General features: G+C 70.3%; 18 protein-coding genes and 1 riboswitch. Of the genes, 4 read left to right on the top strand and 14 right to left on the bottom strand.

Annotation, left to right across the window (positions count from 1 at the left end; translation table 11 throughout):
- Positions 1-3: 3 nt before the first annotated feature.
- The gene (locus tag FVE25_RS50630; RefSeq protein WP_157254571.1) at positions 4-1,272 is read right to left on the bottom strand and encodes a beta-ketoacyl-[acyl-carrier-protein] synthase family protein; all 1,269 of its coding nucleotides are present in this window, start codon (positions 1,270-1,272) and stop codon (positions 4-6) included.
- Positions 1,273-1,786: 514 nt separating this feature from the next.
- Positions 1,787-2,698, bottom strand: coding sequence for an MBL fold metallo-hydrolase (locus FVE25_RS50635; RefSeq protein ID WP_157254572.1), 912 nt, complete (start codon positions 2,696-2,698; stop codon positions 1,787-1,789).
- Between the two features lie 163 nt (positions 2,699-2,861).
- Between FVE25_RS50635 and FVE25_RS50640 the strand changes: the two genes are divergently transcribed.
- Complete coding sequence (locus FVE25_RS50640; protein ID WP_157254573.1) at positions 2,862-4,430, top strand: alpha/beta hydrolase; 1,569 nt, start codon at positions 2,862-2,864, stop codon at positions 4,428-4,430.
- 91 nt (positions 4,431-4,521) lie between these two features.
- On the opposite strand, the gene FVE25_RS50645 is transcribed toward FVE25_RS50640, so the two are convergent.
- From FVE25_RS50645 to FVE25_RS50670, 6 genes are all read right to left on the bottom strand, one after another.
- A complete protein-coding gene (locus tag FVE25_RS50645; RefSeq protein ID WP_157254574.1) occupies positions 4,522-5,220 on the bottom strand; it encodes a sensor histidine kinase in 699 nt (232 codons plus the stop codon).
- Between the two features lie 161 nt (positions 5,221-5,381).
- Positions 5,382-6,917, bottom strand: a complete 1,536-nt coding sequence (locus FVE25_RS50650; protein ID WP_157254575.1) for a phytoene desaturase family protein — start codon at positions 6,915-6,917, stop codon at positions 5,382-5,384.
- Between the two features lie 13 nt (positions 6,918-6,930).
- Positions 6,931-7,686: an SDR family NAD(P)-dependent oxidoreductase gene (locus FVE25_RS50655; protein ID WP_157254576.1), complete on the bottom strand. Its 756-nt coding sequence runs from the start codon at positions 7,684-7,686 to the stop codon at positions 6,931-6,933.
- An 11-nt stretch (positions 7,687-7,697) separates the two neighbouring features.
- Positions 7,698-8,174 (bottom strand): hypothetical protein, encoded by a 477-nt coding sequence (locus FVE25_RS50660; protein WP_157254577.1) that lies wholly within the window; start codon positions 8,172-8,174, stop codon positions 7,698-7,700.
- The gene (locus tag FVE25_RS50665) at positions 8,174-8,632 is read right to left on the bottom strand and encodes a MarR family winged helix-turn-helix transcriptional regulator (protein ID WP_157254578.1); all 459 of its coding nucleotides are present in this window, start codon (positions 8,630-8,632) and stop codon (positions 8,174-8,176) included. Before FVE25_RS50665 ends, FVE25_RS50660 begins: the two co-directional genes overlap by 1 nt.
- Before the next feature lie 388 nt (positions 8,633-9,020).
- On the bottom strand, positions 9,021-9,605 hold the full coding sequence (locus FVE25_RS50670) for a CGNR zinc finger domain-containing protein (protein WP_157254579.1): 585 nt from the start codon (positions 9,603-9,605) through the stop codon (positions 9,021-9,023).
- A gap of 260 nt (positions 9,606-9,865) precedes the next feature.
- Between FVE25_RS50670 and FVE25_RS50675 the strand changes: the two genes are divergently transcribed.
- Positions 9,866-10,099 carry a hypothetical protein gene (locus FVE25_RS50675; protein ID WP_157254580.1) on the top strand — a complete coding sequence of 78 codons (234 nt, stop codon included), beginning with the start codon at positions 9,866-9,868 and terminating at the stop codon, positions 10,097-10,099.
- Between the two features lie 69 nt (positions 10,100-10,168).
- Here FVE25_RS50675 and FVE25_RS50680 read toward each other — a convergent pair whose 3' ends face one another.
- Complete coding sequence (locus FVE25_RS50680; protein WP_157254581.1) at positions 10,169-10,627, bottom strand: hypothetical protein; 459 nt, start codon at positions 10,625-10,627, stop codon at positions 10,169-10,171.
- 89 nt (positions 10,628-10,716) lie between these two features.
- Between FVE25_RS50680 and FVE25_RS50685 the strand changes: the two genes are divergently transcribed.
- Positions 10,717-11,388, top strand: coding sequence for a TetR/AcrR family transcriptional regulator (locus tag FVE25_RS50685; RefSeq protein ID WP_157254582.1), 672 nt, complete (start codon positions 10,717-10,719; stop codon positions 11,386-11,388).
- Positions 11,389-11,504: 116 nt separating this feature from the next.
- Here FVE25_RS50685 and FVE25_RS50690 read toward each other — a convergent pair whose 3' ends face one another.
- The 3 genes from FVE25_RS50690 to FVE25_RS50700 all read right to left on the bottom strand — a co-directional run bounded on the left by FVE25_RS50690 (position 11,505) and on the right by FVE25_RS50700 (position 13,319).
- The gene (locus tag FVE25_RS50690) at positions 11,505-11,864 is read right to left on the bottom strand and encodes a hypothetical protein (RefSeq protein WP_157254583.1); all 360 of its coding nucleotides are present in this window, start codon (positions 11,862-11,864) and stop codon (positions 11,505-11,507) included.
- Positions 11,865-12,046: 182 nt separating this feature from the next.
- Positions 12,047-12,211 carry a hypothetical protein gene (locus FVE25_RS50695; protein ID WP_157254584.1) on the bottom strand — a complete coding sequence of 55 codons (165 nt, stop codon included), beginning with the start codon at positions 12,209-12,211 and terminating at the stop codon, positions 12,047-12,049.
- Between the two features lie 211 nt (positions 12,212-12,422).
- Positions 12,423-13,319 carry a class I SAM-dependent methyltransferase gene (locus FVE25_RS50700; RefSeq protein ID WP_157254585.1) on the bottom strand — a complete coding sequence of 299 codons (897 nt, stop codon included), beginning with the start codon at positions 13,317-13,319 and terminating at the stop codon, positions 12,423-12,425.
- A gap of 389 nt (positions 13,320-13,708) precedes the next feature.
- On the opposite strand from FVE25_RS50700, the gene FVE25_RS50705 reads away from it, so the two are divergent.
- Positions 13,709-16,495, top strand: a complete 2,787-nt coding sequence (locus FVE25_RS50705) for an AfsR/SARP family transcriptional regulator (RefSeq protein ID WP_157254586.1) — start codon at positions 13,709-13,711, stop codon at positions 16,493-16,495.
- A gap of 183 nt (positions 16,496-16,678) precedes the next feature.
- Here FVE25_RS50705 and FVE25_RS50710 read toward each other — a convergent pair whose 3' ends face one another.
- The gene (locus tag FVE25_RS50710; RefSeq protein WP_157254587.1) at positions 16,679-17,584 is read right to left on the bottom strand and encodes an NADP-dependent oxidoreductase; all 906 of its coding nucleotides are present in this window, start codon (positions 17,582-17,584) and stop codon (positions 16,679-16,681) included.
- Positions 17,585-17,689: 105 nt separating this feature from the next.
- Positions 17,690-18,568: an MBL fold metallo-hydrolase gene (locus FVE25_RS50715; protein ID WP_157254588.1), complete on the bottom strand. Its 879-nt coding sequence runs from the start codon at positions 18,566-18,568 to the stop codon at positions 17,690-17,692.
- A 13-nt stretch (positions 18,569-18,581) separates the two neighbouring features.
- A riboswitch (guanidine-III (ykkC-III) riboswitch) is annotated at positions 18,582-18,649 on the bottom strand.
- Between the last annotated feature and the right edge of the window lie 9 nt (positions 18,650-18,658).

Below are 18,658 nucleotides of genomic sequence, written 5' to 3' on the forward strand. Positions count from 1 at the left end.
CGCTCACGCCGCCCGCCGATCCGGCCGGGTGAGCACCATGGCGCTCTGGAAGCCGCCGAAGCCGCTGCCCACGCTCAGCACCGTGTCCACCTGCCGCTCCCGGGCGACCAGCGGCACGTAGTCCAGATCACATTCGGGGTCCGGCTCGTGGAGGTTGGCGGTCGGCGGCACCAGGCAGTGCTCGATGGCCAGGGCACTGGCCGCGATCTCGATGGAGCCGATCGCCCCGAGCGAGTGCCCGACCATGGACTTGATGGAGCTGACGGGGGTCTCGTAGGCGTGGGCCCCGAGCGAGAGCTTGAACGCCGCGGTCTCGTGCCGGTCGTTCTGCTTGGTGCCCGAGCCGTGCGCGTTGATGTAGTCGACCGCCTCGGGGTTCAGCCGTGCCTCGTCGAGCGCGGCGGTGACGGCCGCGGCCATCTCCCGCCCGTCTGGCCGCAGCCCCGTCATGTGGTGGGCGTTGCACCGGGCGGCGAAGCCCGCCACCTCGGCGTAGATGTGGGCGCCCCGGCGCGTGGCCCGTCCCAGCTCCTCCAGGACGAAGACGGCCGCCCCCTCCCCCAGGACGAACCCGTTTCTGGTGCGGTCGAAGGGACGTGAGGCCGTCCGCGGATCGTCGTTGCGCGGGGTGGTGGCCTTGATGGCGTCGAAGCAAGCCAGGGTGATGGGGCTGATCGGCGCGTCGGTGGCGCCGGCGATCATCGCGTCGGCCGAGCCCTCCCTGATCAGCTCGATGGCGTGGCCCACCGCGTCGAGCCCGGAGGTGCAGCCGGTGGAGACCACCGCCACCGGCCCTTCCGCGCCGGCCGTCCAGGCGACCTCGGCCGCCAGCGAGCTGGGCACGAAGTAGTCGTAGAAATGGGGCACGCCGTAGCGGTGGTCGGTCAGCCAGGTGCGGCCCCCGTCACTGATGACCACGTACTCGCGCTCCAGGCTGCGGGTGCACCCGATCGCGCTGCCGATGCTCACGGCCAGCCGCTCGGGGGCGTACTCGCCCGCCTCCAGCCCGCTGTCCGCGATCGCCTCCCGCGCCGACACGACCGCGAACTGCGCCGCCCGGTCCATCCGCCTGATCTCCTGCGGAGTCAGGCCGTGCGCGACCGGATCGAAGTCGCACTCGGCGGCCACCTGGGAGCGGAACCTCCCGGGATCGCACTGTGTGATGGTGCGCGTCGCCGTACGCCCTGAGGAGAGCAGCTCCCAGAACGCCTTGGTGCCGATGCCCTCCGGCGCGACGACGCCGATTCCCGTGATCACCACCCGGCGGTTCATATGACGCCTCCCATCTCGCGAAATATCGGATTAGCCAGAATCCTTGGCGGATCTGCTCGATCAGGACTCGAGGCTGGCTCGAAAGTGGAAGGCCATGGATTTTCCCTGCCGATTTACCGCCAATTAGGCTGACTCGAAAGTGGAAGAGGTCGCGGATTTTCCTGCCGGTTTACCGCCCATTAGTTCCCCCGTCCCTATTCGGGACGGCGCTCCGGCGGGAAAATGGAGGCGGGTTACAAGCCGACGTCGGCTCATCTATGGCGCGGGTGAGGCCGTTAATTAGTTTGGTCGCCGGGCGCTGCTTCAAGGGCCGCACGGCGTTGCCCACAGCCCCACGAGACGGGCAGGGCGCAAGAAGGGCACGGGCCGCGGCAGGGGCAACCACCGGCCGGCCTGCACGCCGGCCCGCCGGCTACAGGCCCTGACCAGCCAGAAGGTCGTCATCCGCACCGGCCAGGCCGTCCTCGCCGAACCCGGGACGACCTGACACCGCAAACCCCTTCCGGCTCAGCCCTCACGCATGGCACTCGGGCAAGCGACCGTGGTACTCGACGAGTTCTCCAAATATCGCCACGACGTCGAGCGGGCTGCCAGGAGCCAGTCCGCGCTCTTCCGCATAGGCCCGATGAAGGTTGGCCACCAGCCGCTCCGCCTCGTTCAGCTCGCCGAAAGGCCCGGGACCGGCGCAACGGGCCAGTTCCAGCGGCGTCAGCCCGGCCGCCACCCCCTCCTTGGCCAGCCCCTGCAGCCATCGCAGGTAGGCGGCGTTGGCCTCGAGCACCTCCGGCCCGCTCACCGGCCCGTGCCCGGGCACCACCGTGACCGGATCCAGCGCGCGCAGCCGCTCCAGCGCCTCCAGGCTCCCCTGGACCGATCCCATGAGCACGAACGGCGTCGCGCCGGCGAAGACCAGGTCACCGGCGAACAGCACCCGCGAGCGCGGCAGCCAGGCCACGGTGTCGCCGACGGTGTGCGCCGGGCCCAGATGGTGCAGGCGGAGCTCGAGGTCGCCGACGTGGAGACCGGTCTCGCCCGACAACGCCACGGTCGGCGCCCGCAGTTCGATCCGCCCCCACTCCACCCCCGGCCAGAGCCCCTGCAGGGCCAGGCCGGTGGCGAGCACCTCGTCCCGTGTACGGCGGTGCGCGAGCACCGTGGCCTGCGGCCCGAAGACGAAGTTGCCGAAGACGTGGTCACCGTGGAAGTGGGTGTTGACGATGGTGTCCGGCACCGCGGGGGTGACCGAGGCGATCGCCGCGCGCAGGGCCTCGGCCCTGGCCTGCGTCGCCGCGGTGTCGATCACGGTCACGGTGTGCTCGCCAACGACGAATCCGGCGTTGTTGAGGCACCAGCCGCCGTCGGGCTGCTCGTAGGCGTAAACGTCGCCCGCCACCTCGATCAGGCGGGGCTCACCGGCGAATGACATGGGACCGACTGTCCCCCCGCCGTCTTGAGTCGTGCTCGAAGCGCGCCTGCCGTACCCGGAAGACGGACCCCGTCACCCCTTCGACCGGACCTCCAGAGGATCTCGAGTGGCGGCGCCGACACTGCGGCTGACAACCGACGCGTCCGAATTCGAGGTCCCATCCATGCACACTGTCGAGAACTCGATCGTCGTCAGGAGCCCGTCGGCTCGCGTGTACGAGGCCTGCACCGACCTGGACCGATGGCCGCGGATCTTCAGCTCCGTCCAGTCGATGACGCACACCACCGTCGGCGACGGCGAGGTCATCATGGAAATGCGGGTCATCAACGACCTGGGCGAGAACGTCGTGCGCTCGCACCGCTACTACAACGCGGCGCAGACCTACATCGGCTTCGAGATGCTCTCCCTGCCTCCCGCGATCGCGATGATGAACGGGAGCTGGCAGGTCAAGCCGGACGAGGCGGGCGCCCGGCTGGAGATCAAGCACCACTTCATCCCCGAGGAGGGCATCGAGGTCACCGCCCAGGAACTGGCCGCGACCATCCACAGCACCACCGAACGGGTGCTGGGAGAGCTGCGCGACTACCTGGAGCGCGGGGAGTCCGAGGATCTGCGCGACGCCTACGGCGCGCGGACCGAGGCCAACGGCATCACCGCGGAGACCTTCGAGAACTGCGAGCTGTTCTTCAGCCGGCTGGGCCTGACCGGGCTCGACTGGGGCGACATCACCCTGGTGCTGAAGGACCTGCGCAAGGTCAGCACCTTCGAGGACTGGGACGACTGGCACACCCGCTGGACCGCGCGAGGCGAGCATTACGAGCGCCGCGCGGACGAGGCGGTGGCCGGCGGCTTCCCGGAGACCGCCAGGTACGCCTTCCGCCGGGCCGCAGCCTGCCACCACTTCGCCGAGTTCATGTACTTCGACGCCCCGGAGAAGAAGAACGCCAGCCGGGCCAGGGTGACCGAGGTCTTCGAGCGTGGCCTGCCGTACCTGAAGGAGACCGTGCGGCCGTTCACCGTCCCCTACGGCGACCTGGAGCTGCCCGGCTATCTGCTGGCGCCGGAGGGTGCGGGGCCGTGGCCGACGGTCATCCTGATCAACGGCCTCGACGCGGCCAAGGAGGTCGAGCTCTACGCCTTCGCCCGGGAGTTCCTGGCCCGCGGCATGGCGGCCGTCGTGTTCGACGGGCCGGGGCAGGGGCTGCTGCTGGGCCACACCCCGATGGCCGTCGACTTCGAGCGTGTCGTGGCGGCGGTGCTGGAGGAGGTCAACAAGCAGCCGGAGGTGGACCGCGACCGGATGGGCATCTTCGGGGTGAGCTACGGCGGTTACCTCGCCGCGCGCGCCGCCGCGCTGGTGCCCGGTTTCAAAGCCTGCGTCAACCTCTCCGGCGGCTACGACCACGACACCTTCCACGACCTCAACGTCATGGTGCGCAAGGACTTCCGCTTCGTCTTCGAGATGCCCGATGACGACGCGATGGCCGAGCTCGCCAAGACCTCGCTGAACCTCAGGGACGTGCCACCGCTGAGCGTGCCGCTGCTGGCCATCCACGGCGAGCTCGACTCCATCATCCCGATGGAGTCGTGCGAGCGCATGCTGGAGTGGGCGGCCGGGCAGACCGAGCTCATCCGATACCCCGGGGAGCGGCACGTCGCCACCAACTACTTCAACGACTTCATCCCGCGCTTCTGCGACTGGATGGGCGCCAGGCTCGGGGCGACGGGCTGAGTCACGCCGCCCGCCCCCGGACGACGACGCCGGCGACCTGCCCCCGGTCGCCGGCGTCGTTCGTGTCATCCACCAGGAAGAACCCGGATGCTCATGCGGCCCTCCTGGGCAGGACGGCCCGCACGAGCGTGCCGGACTCGGGGGCGGGCAGCACCACGCAGTAGCCGCTGGCCTCCGCCGCCCGCTGCTCCATGGAGTCCAGGCCCATGCCGCGTCGCGCGCCGGGCAGGGAGGGCGGGCCGATGCCGTCGTCGTCCAGCTCCAGCACCAGGTGCTGCTCGTCGACGACCAGCCGGAGCCGGACGTGCTGGGCGGCGGCGTGCTTGAGCGCGTTGGTCAGGCCCTCCTTGGCGATGCGGTAGGCGGCCCGCTCGGTGGTCCACGGCAGGTCCAGCTGGTCGCTGGGCACATCGGCGGTGACCGCGACCCCCGTGCCGCTGAGCCCGGCGGCCAGGCGCACCAGCGCCCCGCCCAGCTTGCCCTGCTCCAGATCCCATGGGTGGGCGTCGTCGATGACCCGGCGGATCTCACCCATTAGGCGGCCGGCCTCGGCCGCCGCCTCCAAGACCAGCTGGCGGGCAGCCGGATGGTCGGCCACCCGCTCCGCCACCGTGAACAGGCGCAACCGCAGGCCGGCCAGGGTGGGACCCAGATCGTCGTGGAGATCACGGTGGAGGCGGCGCCGCTCCTCGCGCACGGCCTGCGCGCATTCGCACTCGCAGGCCGACGCGGCGGCGAGCTGTAGCGCGTCGGCGAACCTGCGCCACCAGCCCGCGATTCCCGGCCGCACAGGGGGTGTCCAGGTCTGGAGCTCCGCCCCCACTTTGCGCCCTTTCTCGTCGCACGTTTCCTGCTGCACTGAACAAGCTATTGGCGCCTGGCTTGACCTTGATAAGAGATAGAACTCAAGGGCGCACCTCAACATCGCGCCCGGTGAGTAACTCCGGAACATTAGTCCCCCATGCCGAGACCCAAATCGCTCAGAATGCATTGGGCCGCCGCTCTCCCGCCACCCGTGATTCCGGAACCCGGGTGCGTGGAAGGCCCCACGAGATACAGCGACTCCGCCGGCAACCGGTACCCCATATTCGGCAACGGCCGGTATCCCAGGAATTGGAAGATCTGGCTGCCGAAATGTCCCGGGTCGCCTTTCGGCCACGCGGCGTTGAAACGCTCGCTCTCGTCCGGGCCGTGCACGACGTGGTCCAGCACCTTCGACCAGCTCATGTTGGTGGTCAGCGCGCAGAAGGCCGTGAAGGACTCCTCGAAGACCTCCCGCCAGCTGCCCGAGGCAAGCTCGGCCGGGACGAAGCTGAGCAGGTAGAGGGTGTGCCTGCCCTCCGGCGCCCGCGACGGGTCCCACACGCTGGCCACCCCGATGCTCGGCATCATCGAGGCCGGCCGGCCGTACTTGAGCCCGTCGAAAGCCTGGCGCAGCTCCGGCAGAGGCAGGCAGACCTCCTGGAGCCCGGCGGAGGTGGCTTCGGGGCCGGCGCGGAAGATCGGCGCCTCGGCGAGCGCGAGGTGGCCGACCAGCAGCACGAAGCCGGCGGGCTTGAGCCGGTCGACCTTGCGCTGCCAGTCGGCGCCGAAGCGGTGCTCGACCAGCTCGGGGATCTGCGCGATGTTGAGGTTGGCCACCACCGCCTTGCGCGCCCGCAGCACCTCACCCGAGGCCAGCCGTACCCCGCCGGCCCGCTCCCCCTCGAACAGGATGCGCTCGACCGGCGCGTTGGTGCTGATCACACCGCCGTAAGAGGCCAGCGCCCGGGCGGTGGCCGCCGTGAGCGCCCCGGAGCCGCCCACGGCGAAGCCGAGCCCATAGCGGTGGATCAGCGGCACCATGATCATGAGGAAGGCGCCGGTGCCGCCTTCCTCGGGCGCGGCCAGGATCTCCGAGACCCAGCGCGCCAGCGCCGCCTTGACCTTGTCGTGCTCGAACCACTCCTGAGCCACCTCCAGGTGACTCATCAGCAGCACGCGCAGCACCTCCTGGCCGAGCTCGCTCTGGTCGAGCTGGGCGAACATGGCGCCCAGCGGCGGCGGAGGCGCGAAGAAGCCGCCCAGGAGCATGTCGAGCACGGGGTCGGCGAACTCGAAGAAGCGCAGGTAGTTGTCGGCGTCGCGCGGGCTGATCCGGGCGATGGACTCGGCCGTCTTGCGCACGTCGCGGTAGAAGCAGATGGAGTCCCCGTCCGGGAAGACGACGGAGATGCAGGGGTCGGGATAGACGTAGCGCAGCCCGTGCCTCGACAGCAGGCCCAGTTCGTCGTCGCGGACGAGCGGGCTGGCCTGGATGAAGATGTGCGCGATGGCGTGCAGGTCGTGGTGGAAGCCGGGCAGGGTCACCTCCTGGGTGACCGCGCCCCCGCCCACGTACTCCTTGGCCTCAAGGACCAGCACGTCCAGCCCGGCCTTGGCCAGGTAGGCGGCGGTCGTCAGCCCGTTGTGCCCGCCCCCGACCACGATGACGTCGTGCTCAGCCATGGCCCCGTCCACCTCAGCCCGCCCGGCCCAGCTGGTAGCCGCCGTCGACGTCCCAGACCGAGCCGGTCACATAAGGACTGGCCGCCGAGTCCAGGAGGGTGAGGATCGGCTCGGCGACCTCCTCGGGCTGCCCGAGCCGCTTGACCACATTGGTGGCGATCACCGACTCCTCCAGCCCGGTCACGATCTCGGCGGCCGCCCGCAGGCCGGGGGTGTCGACGATGCCCGCGCAGACGGCGTTGACCCGCACGCCCAGCGGGCCGAGCTCGGCGGCCCAGGTGGGGACCAGATAGTGCAGCGCCGCCTTGGTCGCGCCGTAGATGCCGAGCCCCGGCGCGGGCTTGCGGGCGATGGAGGAGGTCACCAGGACGGCGGCGGCCGACTCGCTCTTGGCCAGAACCGGCGCGGCCACGCTCATGAGCGCGATCGTCCCGCGCAGGTTGACCGCGAGCAGGCGATCGACCACCTCCAGCGGCTGGTCCGCCACCCCGCCGGGGATCAGGATCCCGGCGTTGCAGACCAGCAGGTCCAGGCTGCCGTGGGTGTCCACCGCACGCTCGACGGCGCGCCGGGCGGTCTCCTCCTCCGCCATGTCGCCGCTCACCCACGACACGCGCGGGCCGAGCCGTACCGCCGCGGACTGAAGCGGGAACGTGCGCCGCGCCGTGAGCACGACGTTGGCGCCCTGGACTGCCAGGGCCTTGGCCACGGCGTAGCCGATGCCCTCGCTGGCGCCGGTGACCAGCGCGGTCTTTCCCTCGAATCGCATCTCGTGTCCCCTCACTCGGCCCGGCCGGGAGCGCCGGCCAGGACGCGCGGCTTTCGGCGGATGCGGCCCGTCAGCCGCAAGCCGTCGCGGAAGTTAAGGCTGACCAGGGTGATGTTGACCCCGCCGCCGATGAACTCGACCATCTGGATCAGATAGAACGTGGTGCCGAAGGAGCCGTCGGCGGCCATGCGCTGCAGCACGATCGCGCATGGGACCAGGACGCCCAGGCCGATGACGGCGGTGACGGCGATGCGCTTCTGCTTGGTCTTGATCGCCGGCCCGCGGGCCTTGCCGGCGAGCACGCGGCCGGAGCCGCCGGTCGCCGCCATGCTGAGGACCAGCACGACGACGCCGATCAGGATCGCCGTCTTGACGGTCGAGATCAGCCGATGATCGCCGATGAGCTCGGCGACCACGGAGGAGAGCATGAACAGTGCGATGAGCGCCAGTGCCAGCGCCCCGAACGCGGCGTGCATCCGCCTTTTCACTACTGCCTCCCGAGGGCTCCGGTCATATCGAGGTTTCGGTCGATCTGACCGAGGATGCGTTTGAAGAGATTCAGGTCGTCTTCCACGAGCCCCTCCAGGACCCGCTCGAGCAGGGACTCCGCCAGCGGCACCAGCTGATCGCGGAGCTTGGCGCCTTCGGTCGTGGCGTAGATGCGGTAGGTCCGCCGGTCGTGCTCGTCCTGCCGCCGGTGGATGAGCCCGTCGCGTTCCAGCACCTCGATCATGCGGGTGACGTTGGTCTTGTCCTTGAAGGTCAGCTCGGCCAGCTGGACCTGTGACAGACCGCCCTGCTCCCACACCCTGTTGAGCAAAGCCCACTGCTCGGCGGTCACCGGGTGCCCGTGCAGGCGGAACTCCCGCTGCAGGGCGCGCTTGAGGTTCACCGCCGTGCGGTTGATGAGGAACCCGACCGACTCGTCCAGAACGAAGTGCGTCATCTAACCTTCACTAACTGGTGGTCATAGCAACCGTGGATATAGCAACTATTGGACCGTAGGCCGCCCGGACGCGTGACGTCAAGGCTTCACCGACGCGAGAAGCCATCGAGACGCCTCTGCTGATCCTCCGGCTGGCCGACACGGTGCCGGCCCGGCGGCCGATCACCGTCCGGGACCTGCTCAGCTCACGTGCCCGAGGGGAAGATCGGCCGGTTCCCCGCGCTGTATGCCCCCAACCCGCAGAGTGGCGAGTTCCACGTGTGGGACGAGCCGGTGGGCGGACGCTGGAGCTCGCCGCCGGCCTTCCAGGGCAGCGGCGGGGACCTCGTCTCCACCGCGGACGACTACCGCGCCTACTTCCAGATGCCTTGCCGTCCGGGGAACGCGGTTACGGGGTGTGCGCGGCGCGCCGGCGCTGTTTGTCGCGGTAGCGGCGGGCCTTCACGATGCTGCCGCAGCCGCGCATGCTGCACCAGCGCGCCGTGCGGTTGCGCGACTCGTCGTAGAACAGCCATCGGCACTCGGGGTTGTCGCACGACTTCAGCCGCGTCCACGTCTTCGTGAGCACGGCCTCGTGCACGGCGGCCGCGAGCGCGGCGATGACGCCCCCGGCCCCGTCCTCGCTTGGCCGGTTGGAGGCGACCAAAGAGCCATGCCGCACGTCGAGACGGACGGAGGCGGCGTGCGGCGCGGTGAGATCGTTGAACGCATCGACGACCTCGCGAGGCGGCTGCTCACCCATGGTGTTGGCCGCGGCCATCTCGCGCAGGGCATCACGGAGGTTCCGTAGCGCCGACAGGTCGCGTGCGGTTATCGGCCGGCCCTTGCTCAGCATCCCCTCAGCGGCCAGCCAGGCGGTGGCGGCTTCCACGTCGGCCAGGGCGTCGCGGCCGTTGTAGATGTCGTGGGTGTCCACGAACCGGCGTACCGATTCCAGCGCGCCGGGCGCCGCGTTGCCGGGATCGTCGTTCACGTTGAAGCCTCCTTGGCCGCGCCCTCATCACCATCGTATGCCACTTGACGGTAACGACCTCATGTGCTTAACGTCACCACTGTAGCTCTTTTGAAGGTGACGCCCGAGAGGGGCTGCGAACCCGGAAGGAAGAGGCGCCCACATGACGGGATTCACGACGGCACCGCTCACCCTCGAGACCAGGAAGGACTTCGAGCAGGTCATGGGCTCGAACGGGGGCGCGCGCGGATGCTGGTGCATGCACTCGGCTGCAGGCGAAGATGATCGGCGCCGCGTGCGATTTCGCCGCCGAGAACGGGCAGCACGTCGTCGAAGGCTTCCCCGTCGATCCCGGGCCAGGACAGGTCGCGGGCGCGGACAATGCGATGACCGGCATCGCATCGGCCTTCCGCGAAGCCGGGTTCACCGAGGTGGCCCGCCGCAAGAAGGACCGCCCGGCGATGCGCCGCATCGCCGCCGACGGCTCGATTCCTCGACGCGGTCCCGGTAGGTGATGCGAGGTCGCCGCGTCCGGTCCTTCACACCCAACTGCTCGATGTCTACGGCCACCGTACGGCAGGCCGTCATGCGCGCGAGCCCTGCCGCCAGAGCGAGACCACCGCGACGAGCCCGGCCAGGCAGGGCAGCAGGGTGAGCACCCCGAACGTGGGCGGTACGACGACGTCGTAGGGCGCCCCGCCCAGCGTGAGGGTCACCAGTGACATCAGGACGGCGAGGCCGAGGGCGGCGGTCGAGCCGATGCGGGCCCACCGCCTCCCCTTGCGGACGGCCCGGATGGTCACCAGCCAGCAGATGATGCCCAGCACCCCGGTGATGCCGAGGAAGAGCGCGATCGCGTTCCGGTCGCCCGCTATCTGGCCGGGACTCCACGCGGGGTAGGCGTCGCGCACGTGGCGAGTCAGCGTGTCGACGGTGAGAATGTCCGCCAGCGGCGCCAGCGTGGCGACGATCGTCAGCGCCAGCCCTGCGTACATCGCGGCCGGGCGGCGGGCTCCAGCCGGACGGTTCCTGATCGTGCTCATGACGTGCTCCCTTCCAAATCCTACGCTGTAGGTTTTCGTGGACACGCTAAATTCTACGGCGTAGGTTTGGCAAGCGAGAGGAGCGGACGATGGCCAGACGCTCGCAGGGCACCTCGGCAGGTCTCGACCGCGGCCGCATCGCCGCGGCGGCCCTCGCGCTCGTCGACCGCGACGGTCTCGAACGGTTCGGGGTACGGCGGCTCGCCGAGGAACTGGGCGTCGACCCGATGTCGATCTATCACCACATCAAAGGCAAGGCGGCGCTGCTGGACGCGGTGTCCGAGGCCGTTCTCTCCGAGGTCGACGGCGCCGCGGGCGGCACCCGAGGCGGCTGGGAGGAAGTCTCACGACGTACGGCACACGCCTACCGCGACATGGCCTACCGGCACCCCGAGGTGGTACCACTGCTGGCCACGCGCGCCCAGACCTCGGCGGCGGCGATCCGCTCCCTGGAGCGACTGGTCGCCGCGATGCGCGCGGACGGGCTGCCCGACCAGGTGGTCGCCGACGCGCCGCTCACCCTGTTCGGCTTCCTCAACGGATACCTGCTGGCGGTCCTCAACGGCGAGGCCGGAGCCGGCCCGCCGCCGCTGGACCCGGCCGACTACCCGACGATGAGCTCCCTGGCTTCCCTGCAGGCCGGCTTCGGCTCGGCGGAGGAGTTCGACCGGATGCTCGACACCGTCCTCGCCGGAATTCGGGACGGCGCCGGCCGGCAGCGAACCCGGCGAGAGCGACCGACGACGCGCGAGCCCGGCTGAGGGCGGTGACGGGTGAGGTAGCCGGTCTCGCCGGTCGATCGCGAGCACGCGTGCGCTAGATCACACCTGGCCTTGCGGAGACGCGGCGTCGTCCTAAGCCGGCACGGGCGGAATGGTCATTCCTGGATCCTCCTGCACACGCCGCCCGTCCGGCCCGTGGCGCTGGCGCCGCTTGCATCGGTGACGGCGATCTGGACATCGAAGGACCGGCCCACCACGCAGCCGACCCGCAAGGTGGATGAGTCTCTGAAGAAGGGCTGTTCCACTCCGTTGACCTTCCACGTGATGCCGAACGGCGGCGTCCCGTCGATCGTCGCGGTGCAGACGATGAGAGCGGCACCGGAGTCGCAGTCGAAGTAGGAGATGCCGGCGGTCCTCGACGAGAAGTCCGCGGCGACGGCGGGCGCGGCTCCCGTGAACAGACCTCCGACTACTGCGGCCAGCAGCATGAAGATGGCTATGGTTCGTCGGCGCATCTGATCTCCTCATCAGGTAGATGCTGGTTGATGGTGAGTTGTCCTCGATGGACGACGTAAGTACTACGCTCGCCGGGCATTCACGGATCACCGATTCCAGCACCCGCCCTGGGGCTTCAACACGCCCGAAACCATGGGGACCGGTTCCGCCGACCCGTAGGCCGACGGAACCGCTACGCGGGTTAGATCTCGTAGCAGATGCGCTCGTTGCTGCAGCTCTGGATGGTGACGCCGCCGCGCTCACCTGCGGTGTCGGCCTGGGCCGGAGCCGAGGCGAGCGTCAGCGCGCCGCCGACGGCCACGGTGGTGAGGGCTGAGGCGACGAGCAGCTTGACCTTGCTGGTCATGGAGTCTTCCTATCTGTTCCGGCCACCCCGGTCGGGTGGCTCGGAGTCAGCTGACACCCGCCCCATTGATGGGACATCGACACTCATGCCGGCCGGCGTCAGGACGGCGTCGCGGCGCCGTCATGGCGGCGTGAAGACGGCTGTCCAGGGCGTTTAGCTGACATTTAGGTCGCGGCTTCATCGACGAGCACGGCTGATCATCATAGGGATCTCAAGATTCCGGCAAAGACGCCTTCTCACGCTGGAAATGCCACAACAGCATCGACGGCGTCCCCGCGATCGCCGCGTGCGCCGCCTCGGGCGCCAGGTCGCGCAGGGCCCACGGCCACACATCCCACGACTGCAGAACCTCGCTTCGCTCGCCGGGCCGGCCCGGCGGGTGCAGGGGCTCCTCGCACCGCCGTACCCGGAGTCCGGCCGCGAGCGCGGCTCGCAGGTAGTCGCCGACCAGGTGGCGGTAGGTGGCCACCCGTCCCGGACGGCCGTCGGGCAGCCGCACCGGCGGGACCACCCCCAGGGCCACGCCCTCGGGATGGATGTCGGCCAGCACCAGATGCCCGCCAGGCCGCAGCACCCGGGCGAATTCGGCCAGCGTCGGGCCCAGCGCGGGCACATGTGTCAACGCCAACGAGCAGACCACCAGGTCAACGGACTCGTCGGGCATGGGCAGCGACGACAGGTCCCCCAGCTCGAACTCCGCCTGCGGCGCCCGCAGGCGGGCCCGCTCCAGCATGTCGGGCGAGCTGTCCAGGCCGCGCACCCGATGGCCGCGCCCGGCCAGATACGCTGCGATCCTGCCGGTGCCGCACGCCGCGTCCAGAGCGTCGCCGACCGGCAGCGCGTCGACGATCTCCCTGATGAAGGGCTCGTCGAGGTCGAACGAAGCGTTGGGCCCGTCGTAGGTCTGCGCCCAGATCCGGTAACCCTCCACGGTATCCACGGAGGCGACCTCGACAGCGGCGCCGGAAAGGGAGTCGCCGTCGAGGAACGTGCGAATCTCGGCCAGGCGCCTTTCGATGAACGCGCGGTCGTGCTCGCCGGCGTAGGCCCGCATCAGCGCGATGCCCTCAAGTCCGAGCACGTACGCCAGAGGATGCTCGTAGATCACCGCGACACGCTAACGGCGGCCGCTGCGGGCAGGCTACCGAATTTCCCCTCAGGGACACGATGCGGGCGTGGAGGGCGGTGAGCGCATTCCGGTAGGCGCCGACCGGGTAGAACTCACCCAACCCCCGCAGGCCGGTTGCCGGGTCCTCATGGTCAGGGCCGGCGGGATCGTGAAGGCGGTGAACACCGCGCCGCCGATCTGCTGCATGACGCGCACCTGTTTCCCTGATCGCCGCGGTCGCCTGGGCCGCGGAGCGAACCCCGGCGCAGGGCGAGCACCTGCCGGCCGTCATGCTCGACGGACTCCGGCAGCCGACCGTGGAATGCCGTAATTCAGCTGGGCGGTAGGGTGATCGTCCTTGCCGTGAAGGATGACGGGGGTGCGCGGGCATGGGCGATGACCTCGGGTTTTCGGTGCTTGGCCCGGTGCGGGCCTGGCGTGGTGGCCGGGAGTTGGAGCTCGGCTCGCCGCAGCAGCGCCTGGTGCTGGCCGTACTCCTGCTCGCCGAAGGCAGGACCGTCAGCGGCGACCAGCTCATGGACGCGGTGTGGGGTCAAGAGCTCCCGCGTACCGCGGCCAATGTGCTGCGCACCTATATCTCGCGGTTGCGTGCGGTGCTGGGGGCGGAGGTGGTGGTGTCCGTTGGCGATGGTTATGCGGTGCGGGCGGGCTCGTGTGATGTCACCGAGCTGCGGATGCTGTACGGCGAAGGCCGCTACGCCGAGGCGCTGGCCCTGTGGCAGGGCGAGCCGCTGGCCGGCCTCGGCGGCGACTACGCCGAGGCCCAGCGCGCCCGTCTGACCGAGCAGCGGCTGACCGCCCTCGAACACCGCCTCGGCCAGGATCTCGACGAAGGCAAGGACGCCGTGGTGGTCTCCGAGCTGACCGCCCTGTGCGCCGAGCACCCGACCAGGGAGCGGCTGCGCGCCCTGCTCATGCTCGCCCTCTACCGCACCGGACGGCAGGCCGAGGCCATCGGCGTCTACACCGACACCCGCAGGCTGCTGGCCGACGAACTCGGCGTGGACCCCTCGCCCGGCCTGGCCGAGCTCTACCGGCAGATCATCAGCGCCGACCCGGCTCTCGGCCGGGCCCCCATCCGGCAGAGAGCCGCCGCCACGCCGGCCGCCCAGCACGTTCCGCGGCAGCTGCCCGCCGACGTGGCCGACTTCACCGGCCGCGAGGGCGAGGTGGAGGCGATGGTGGAGGCGCTGCGCTCCGGGGAGACCTCGGCGCTGGTGGTCTCCGCGGTGGCGGGCACGGGCGGGGTGGGCAAGACCACGCTGGCCGTGCACGTGGCCCACCGGCTGGCCGGGGACTACGCGGACGGGCAGTTGTTCGTCGACCTGCGCGGCTCGGGCGCCGAGCCGCTGGAGGCCGAGCTGGTGCTCGGTTCGTTCCTGCGCGCGCTGGGCGTGGAGGAGGCGCCGGAGGAACCGGCCGAGCGGGCGGCGCTGTATCGCTCGATGCTGGCCGATCGCCGGGTGCTGGTGGTGCTCGACAACGCGGCCGGGGTGGCTCAGGTGGGGCCCTTGCTGCCCGGCTCGGCCACCTGTGGCGTGCTGGTCACCAGCCGGGCCCGGCTGAGCGGGCTGACCGGCGCCCGCCAGGTGGATCTGGAGGTGCTGGGGCCGGTGGCGGCGTTGCGGCTGTTCACCGGGATCGTGGGTGAGCAGCGGGCGACGGCCGAGCGGGGAGCTGCGATGGAACTGGTCGCGGCGTGCGGGTTTCTGCCGCTGGCGATCAGGATCGCCGCCGCCCGGCTGGCCGCCAGGCCCAACTGGAGCGTGGCCGGCATGTGCGACCGGCTCTCCGACGAGCGGCGCAGGCTGGCCGAGTTGCGCGCGGGCGACCTGGCGATCGAGGCCACGTTCGCGCTGAGCTACGACCAGCTCGATGAGGCGCATGCACGGGCCTTCCGGCTGCTGGCCGTACCGGATTGTGCGGATGTGTCGCTGCAGGCCGCGGCCGCGCTGCTGGATCTGCCCGAGCAGGAGGCGGAGGCGCTCTGTGAGGCGCTGGTCGACGTCAGCATGCTCGAGTCGCTCTCGCCCGGCCGCTACCGCTTCCACGACCTGCTGCGCGTGTTCGCCAGGAGCCGGGTCGAGCCCGGCGCCGACGCGGCGCTCGACCGGCTGCTCGATTACTCCGCCGCCGCCGTCGCCAACCGCTTCCGCTCGCTGTTCCCCGGCGACCTGCGCGCCGAGCTGCTGCCCACCGGCGCGTGCGAGGCCGCCTTCGATCCCGCCGAGACCGACGCCCTGCTGTCGGTCGTACGGCAGGCCGCCACGCGAGACCACGCCGACCGCTACCGGCTGGCCTGGATCGTGGACATGCTGACGGACGTCGCACCCGAGTCGGTGGCCTTCCGGCACACCCTCGACCTCCTGGTCGCGCGGGCCGCAGCCGAGCCGCGGGCCGAGGGCCTGGCCCGCTACCTCCGGTCGACCCTGTCCTCGGCCGATCGCGAGGCGCGGCGGTCCGACGCCCTGGCGGCCAGCGATCTGGCCCAAGGCGACCCCTACGTGACGGCCGCCACCACCGCCTCCCTCGGCGTCCATGCCTACGACGACGGCGACTACCAGACCTCGGTCGAGCTCATCAGGCGGGGCGTGGACATCTTCGCCGGCCGCGGCGACAGGGGCGCCCAGGCTCTCTGGCTCGGCATGCTGGCCCGCTCACTCGCCGCCGCGGACGAGCCCGGCCAGGCCGTGGAGGCGGCCAGATCGGCCTACCGGGTCCACGCCGAGCTCGGCGGCGGCACCCCGCGGCACCCGTGGGCGCCCTACCAGCTCGCGGTCACGTTGCAGGCCGTGGGTTCGCTCGACGAGGCGTTGCGCATGTACGAGACCGCGGTCACGGGTTTCCGTGAGATCGGCGAGCTCGACTGGATCGGCACCGCCGGCACCCGCATGGCCGACATCCACCTCACCCTGGGCGATCACGCACGCGCCCTCGAACTCGCCGAGCAGGGCCTGGCCGCGCTGCGCGAAGCCGACGACGAGCACTGGCAGGGCAAGGCCCTGATGATCCTCGGCCGGGCCCTCACCGCCACCGGCCAGCAGGAACGCGGTCACGCCTGCTACACGGAAGCGCTGGAGATCTTCGATCGCCTCTCCCTGCCGGAGGCCGACGACGTGCGCACCCTGCTGGCCGCGGTGCACGCACAGCTGTGACCTTGACGGATGGGCCGGGGCCTCACGTCAGCAGCCGAAGCCGCCTACGTTGGTGCCGATCGCGATCGTGTTGCGGCAGTAGTACGAGCCGGCGTCGGGGCCGGAGGACAGCTTGATGACGCCGTCGCCGGATCCCTGCCCGGTGCATCCCTGACCGAGGAGATCGTCCCCCGGACGGTGCGTTCAGAAGATGAGCGCGATCTTCCCGTTCAGGCTCCCCCGCCGGAAGTGCTCGTGCGCGGCTTTCACGTTCTGCACGGCGTACTGCGCGTCGACCCGGATCTTCAGCCGCCCGCCGTCGACGGCCGCGGCGAGTTCGGCGAGTCCACGGCCGTCTTCGCGTACCTGGTTGACCGTCGTGCGCACCCCGCGATGCGACAGGTCGGGTACGGGCCCGGCCTGCGTGGCGATCGAGGCGTACCTGCCGCCATCGGCCACGGCGTCGGTGACGAAGGCGCCGAAGGTGTCGAAGACGGCGTCGTAGCCGCCCGTCGGCAGGGTGGTCCGGTCGGTGGTGGCGTGATCGGCTCCCAGCTCCCGCACCTGCTCGATCTGCGACTGCCTGGACACCAGCGCGTCCACCTGCGCTCCGCGAGCACGCGCGAGCTGCACGGCGAGTCCGCCGGCGGCTCCCGCCGCACCCGTCACCAGGAGTTTGTCTCCTTGGCCGATCTGCAGCCAGTCCAGAGTCTGCAACGCGGTCAGTCCCGGCAGGGGCACGGTCGCCGCCTCGACCAGGCTGACCGACGAGGGGGCCGCGGCGATGGAAGCAGCCGGGATGGCGACCAGGTCGGCCCATGAGCCGCGCCCGGTCGCCAGCTGGTGCGACATGCCGAACACCCGATCGCCGGCGGACAGCCCGCTCGTGCCCGGGTTGACGACGATCCCCGCGAGTTCCCAGCCCAGCGTCATCGGCAACGGTGGTGTGCCTTCACCTATGGCCCCTTCCCGGGTCTTGTCATCGACCGGGTTGATGGCGGAGGCGATGACCCGCACCAGCACCTCGCCCTCGAGCGGCCGTGGTTCCGGCGCGTCGGCCAGCGCCAGCACGTCAAGATCTCCAAAGTGTTCGATCCGCAAGGCCCGCATGTCCCACGCTCCCCAGAGTCAACATGTTCGATGAGCGTCCAACACTAACGCTGGTCTGCCGCGGCGCGGGCAGTGAGGTGCGGCGGCCCTGGGCGTTCGTGCCGCTCAGGTGTTCGGCCAGAGGACGAACAGGGGATAGGCACGCCGGCTGGGCCGGTCACCGATCTCCTTGATCGCCGCACGGATCTCGTGCAGGTGCCCGACGGTCAGGTGCAGGGGAGGCTCGTCGGGCTGGTAGGTGGTGCGGACCGGGTAGTCCACGCCTGGCTGCCTGGTCATCTCGATGTGGCAGCCGAGCACGTGGGTGACCGGCCAGCGCTCGGAGAAGTCGATCAGGCGGTCGATGGTCCGGGCGAAGGCCGGCCAGTCCTGGATGTAGAGACGGCCGGGGTAGACCGTGTCGCCGGTGAGCAGGAATCCGGTCCACCGGTCGTAGAACGTCACCGCCGCCTCGTGGTGGCCCGGGGTGGCCAGGCACTCCAGCACCCGGCCGCCCAGGTCGACCCGCGCCACGGCATCGGGATCCTCGCTGAACCCGAAGTACTCCCAGGCGGTGGCCAGGTCCGCGCCGACCACCGTGGTGCCGGGGCGGCCGGCGAACTGATCGTCGCCCGCGATGTGGTCGCCGTGCGGGTGGGTGTGCAGGACCAGCAGGTGGTAGTCCTCGCGGGGGTGGCGGGCGAGCCAGCCGGCGACGAGCTCGTCGACCACCCGGCGCAAGGGGAAGAACTCAGCGGATGCCGTGGCGCCGGTGTCGATCAGCACCGCACGCGCATTGCCCATCAGCAGGAACAGGAACGGCGCCTCATAGTTGATCGCCATGTTCTGCCGCAGGATGAACGTGTGCTCGTCGTACGCGTGGAGCTGGATGTCCGGATCGGTGTTGTGCTTGGCCGACGGTGAGCCGTGAATCCATCGGATGTCCAGCGCACCAGGCTGCGGAGTCGCTCCGGTGAAATCGACCGGGGCCGTGCCTGCATCCATGAGGTCTCCTTCGAGTGCGTCGTCTTTGCAGGCCGGGTACGGCGCACGTCTCGTCCGGGGCAAGCACTCGCGGGCTTCCACGGCGAAACT

It is taken from the genome of Nonomuraea typhae, from assembly GCF_009760925.1.
Lineage (GTDB): Bacteria > Actinomycetota > Actinomycetes > Streptosporangiales > Streptosporangiaceae > Nonomuraea > Nonomuraea typhae.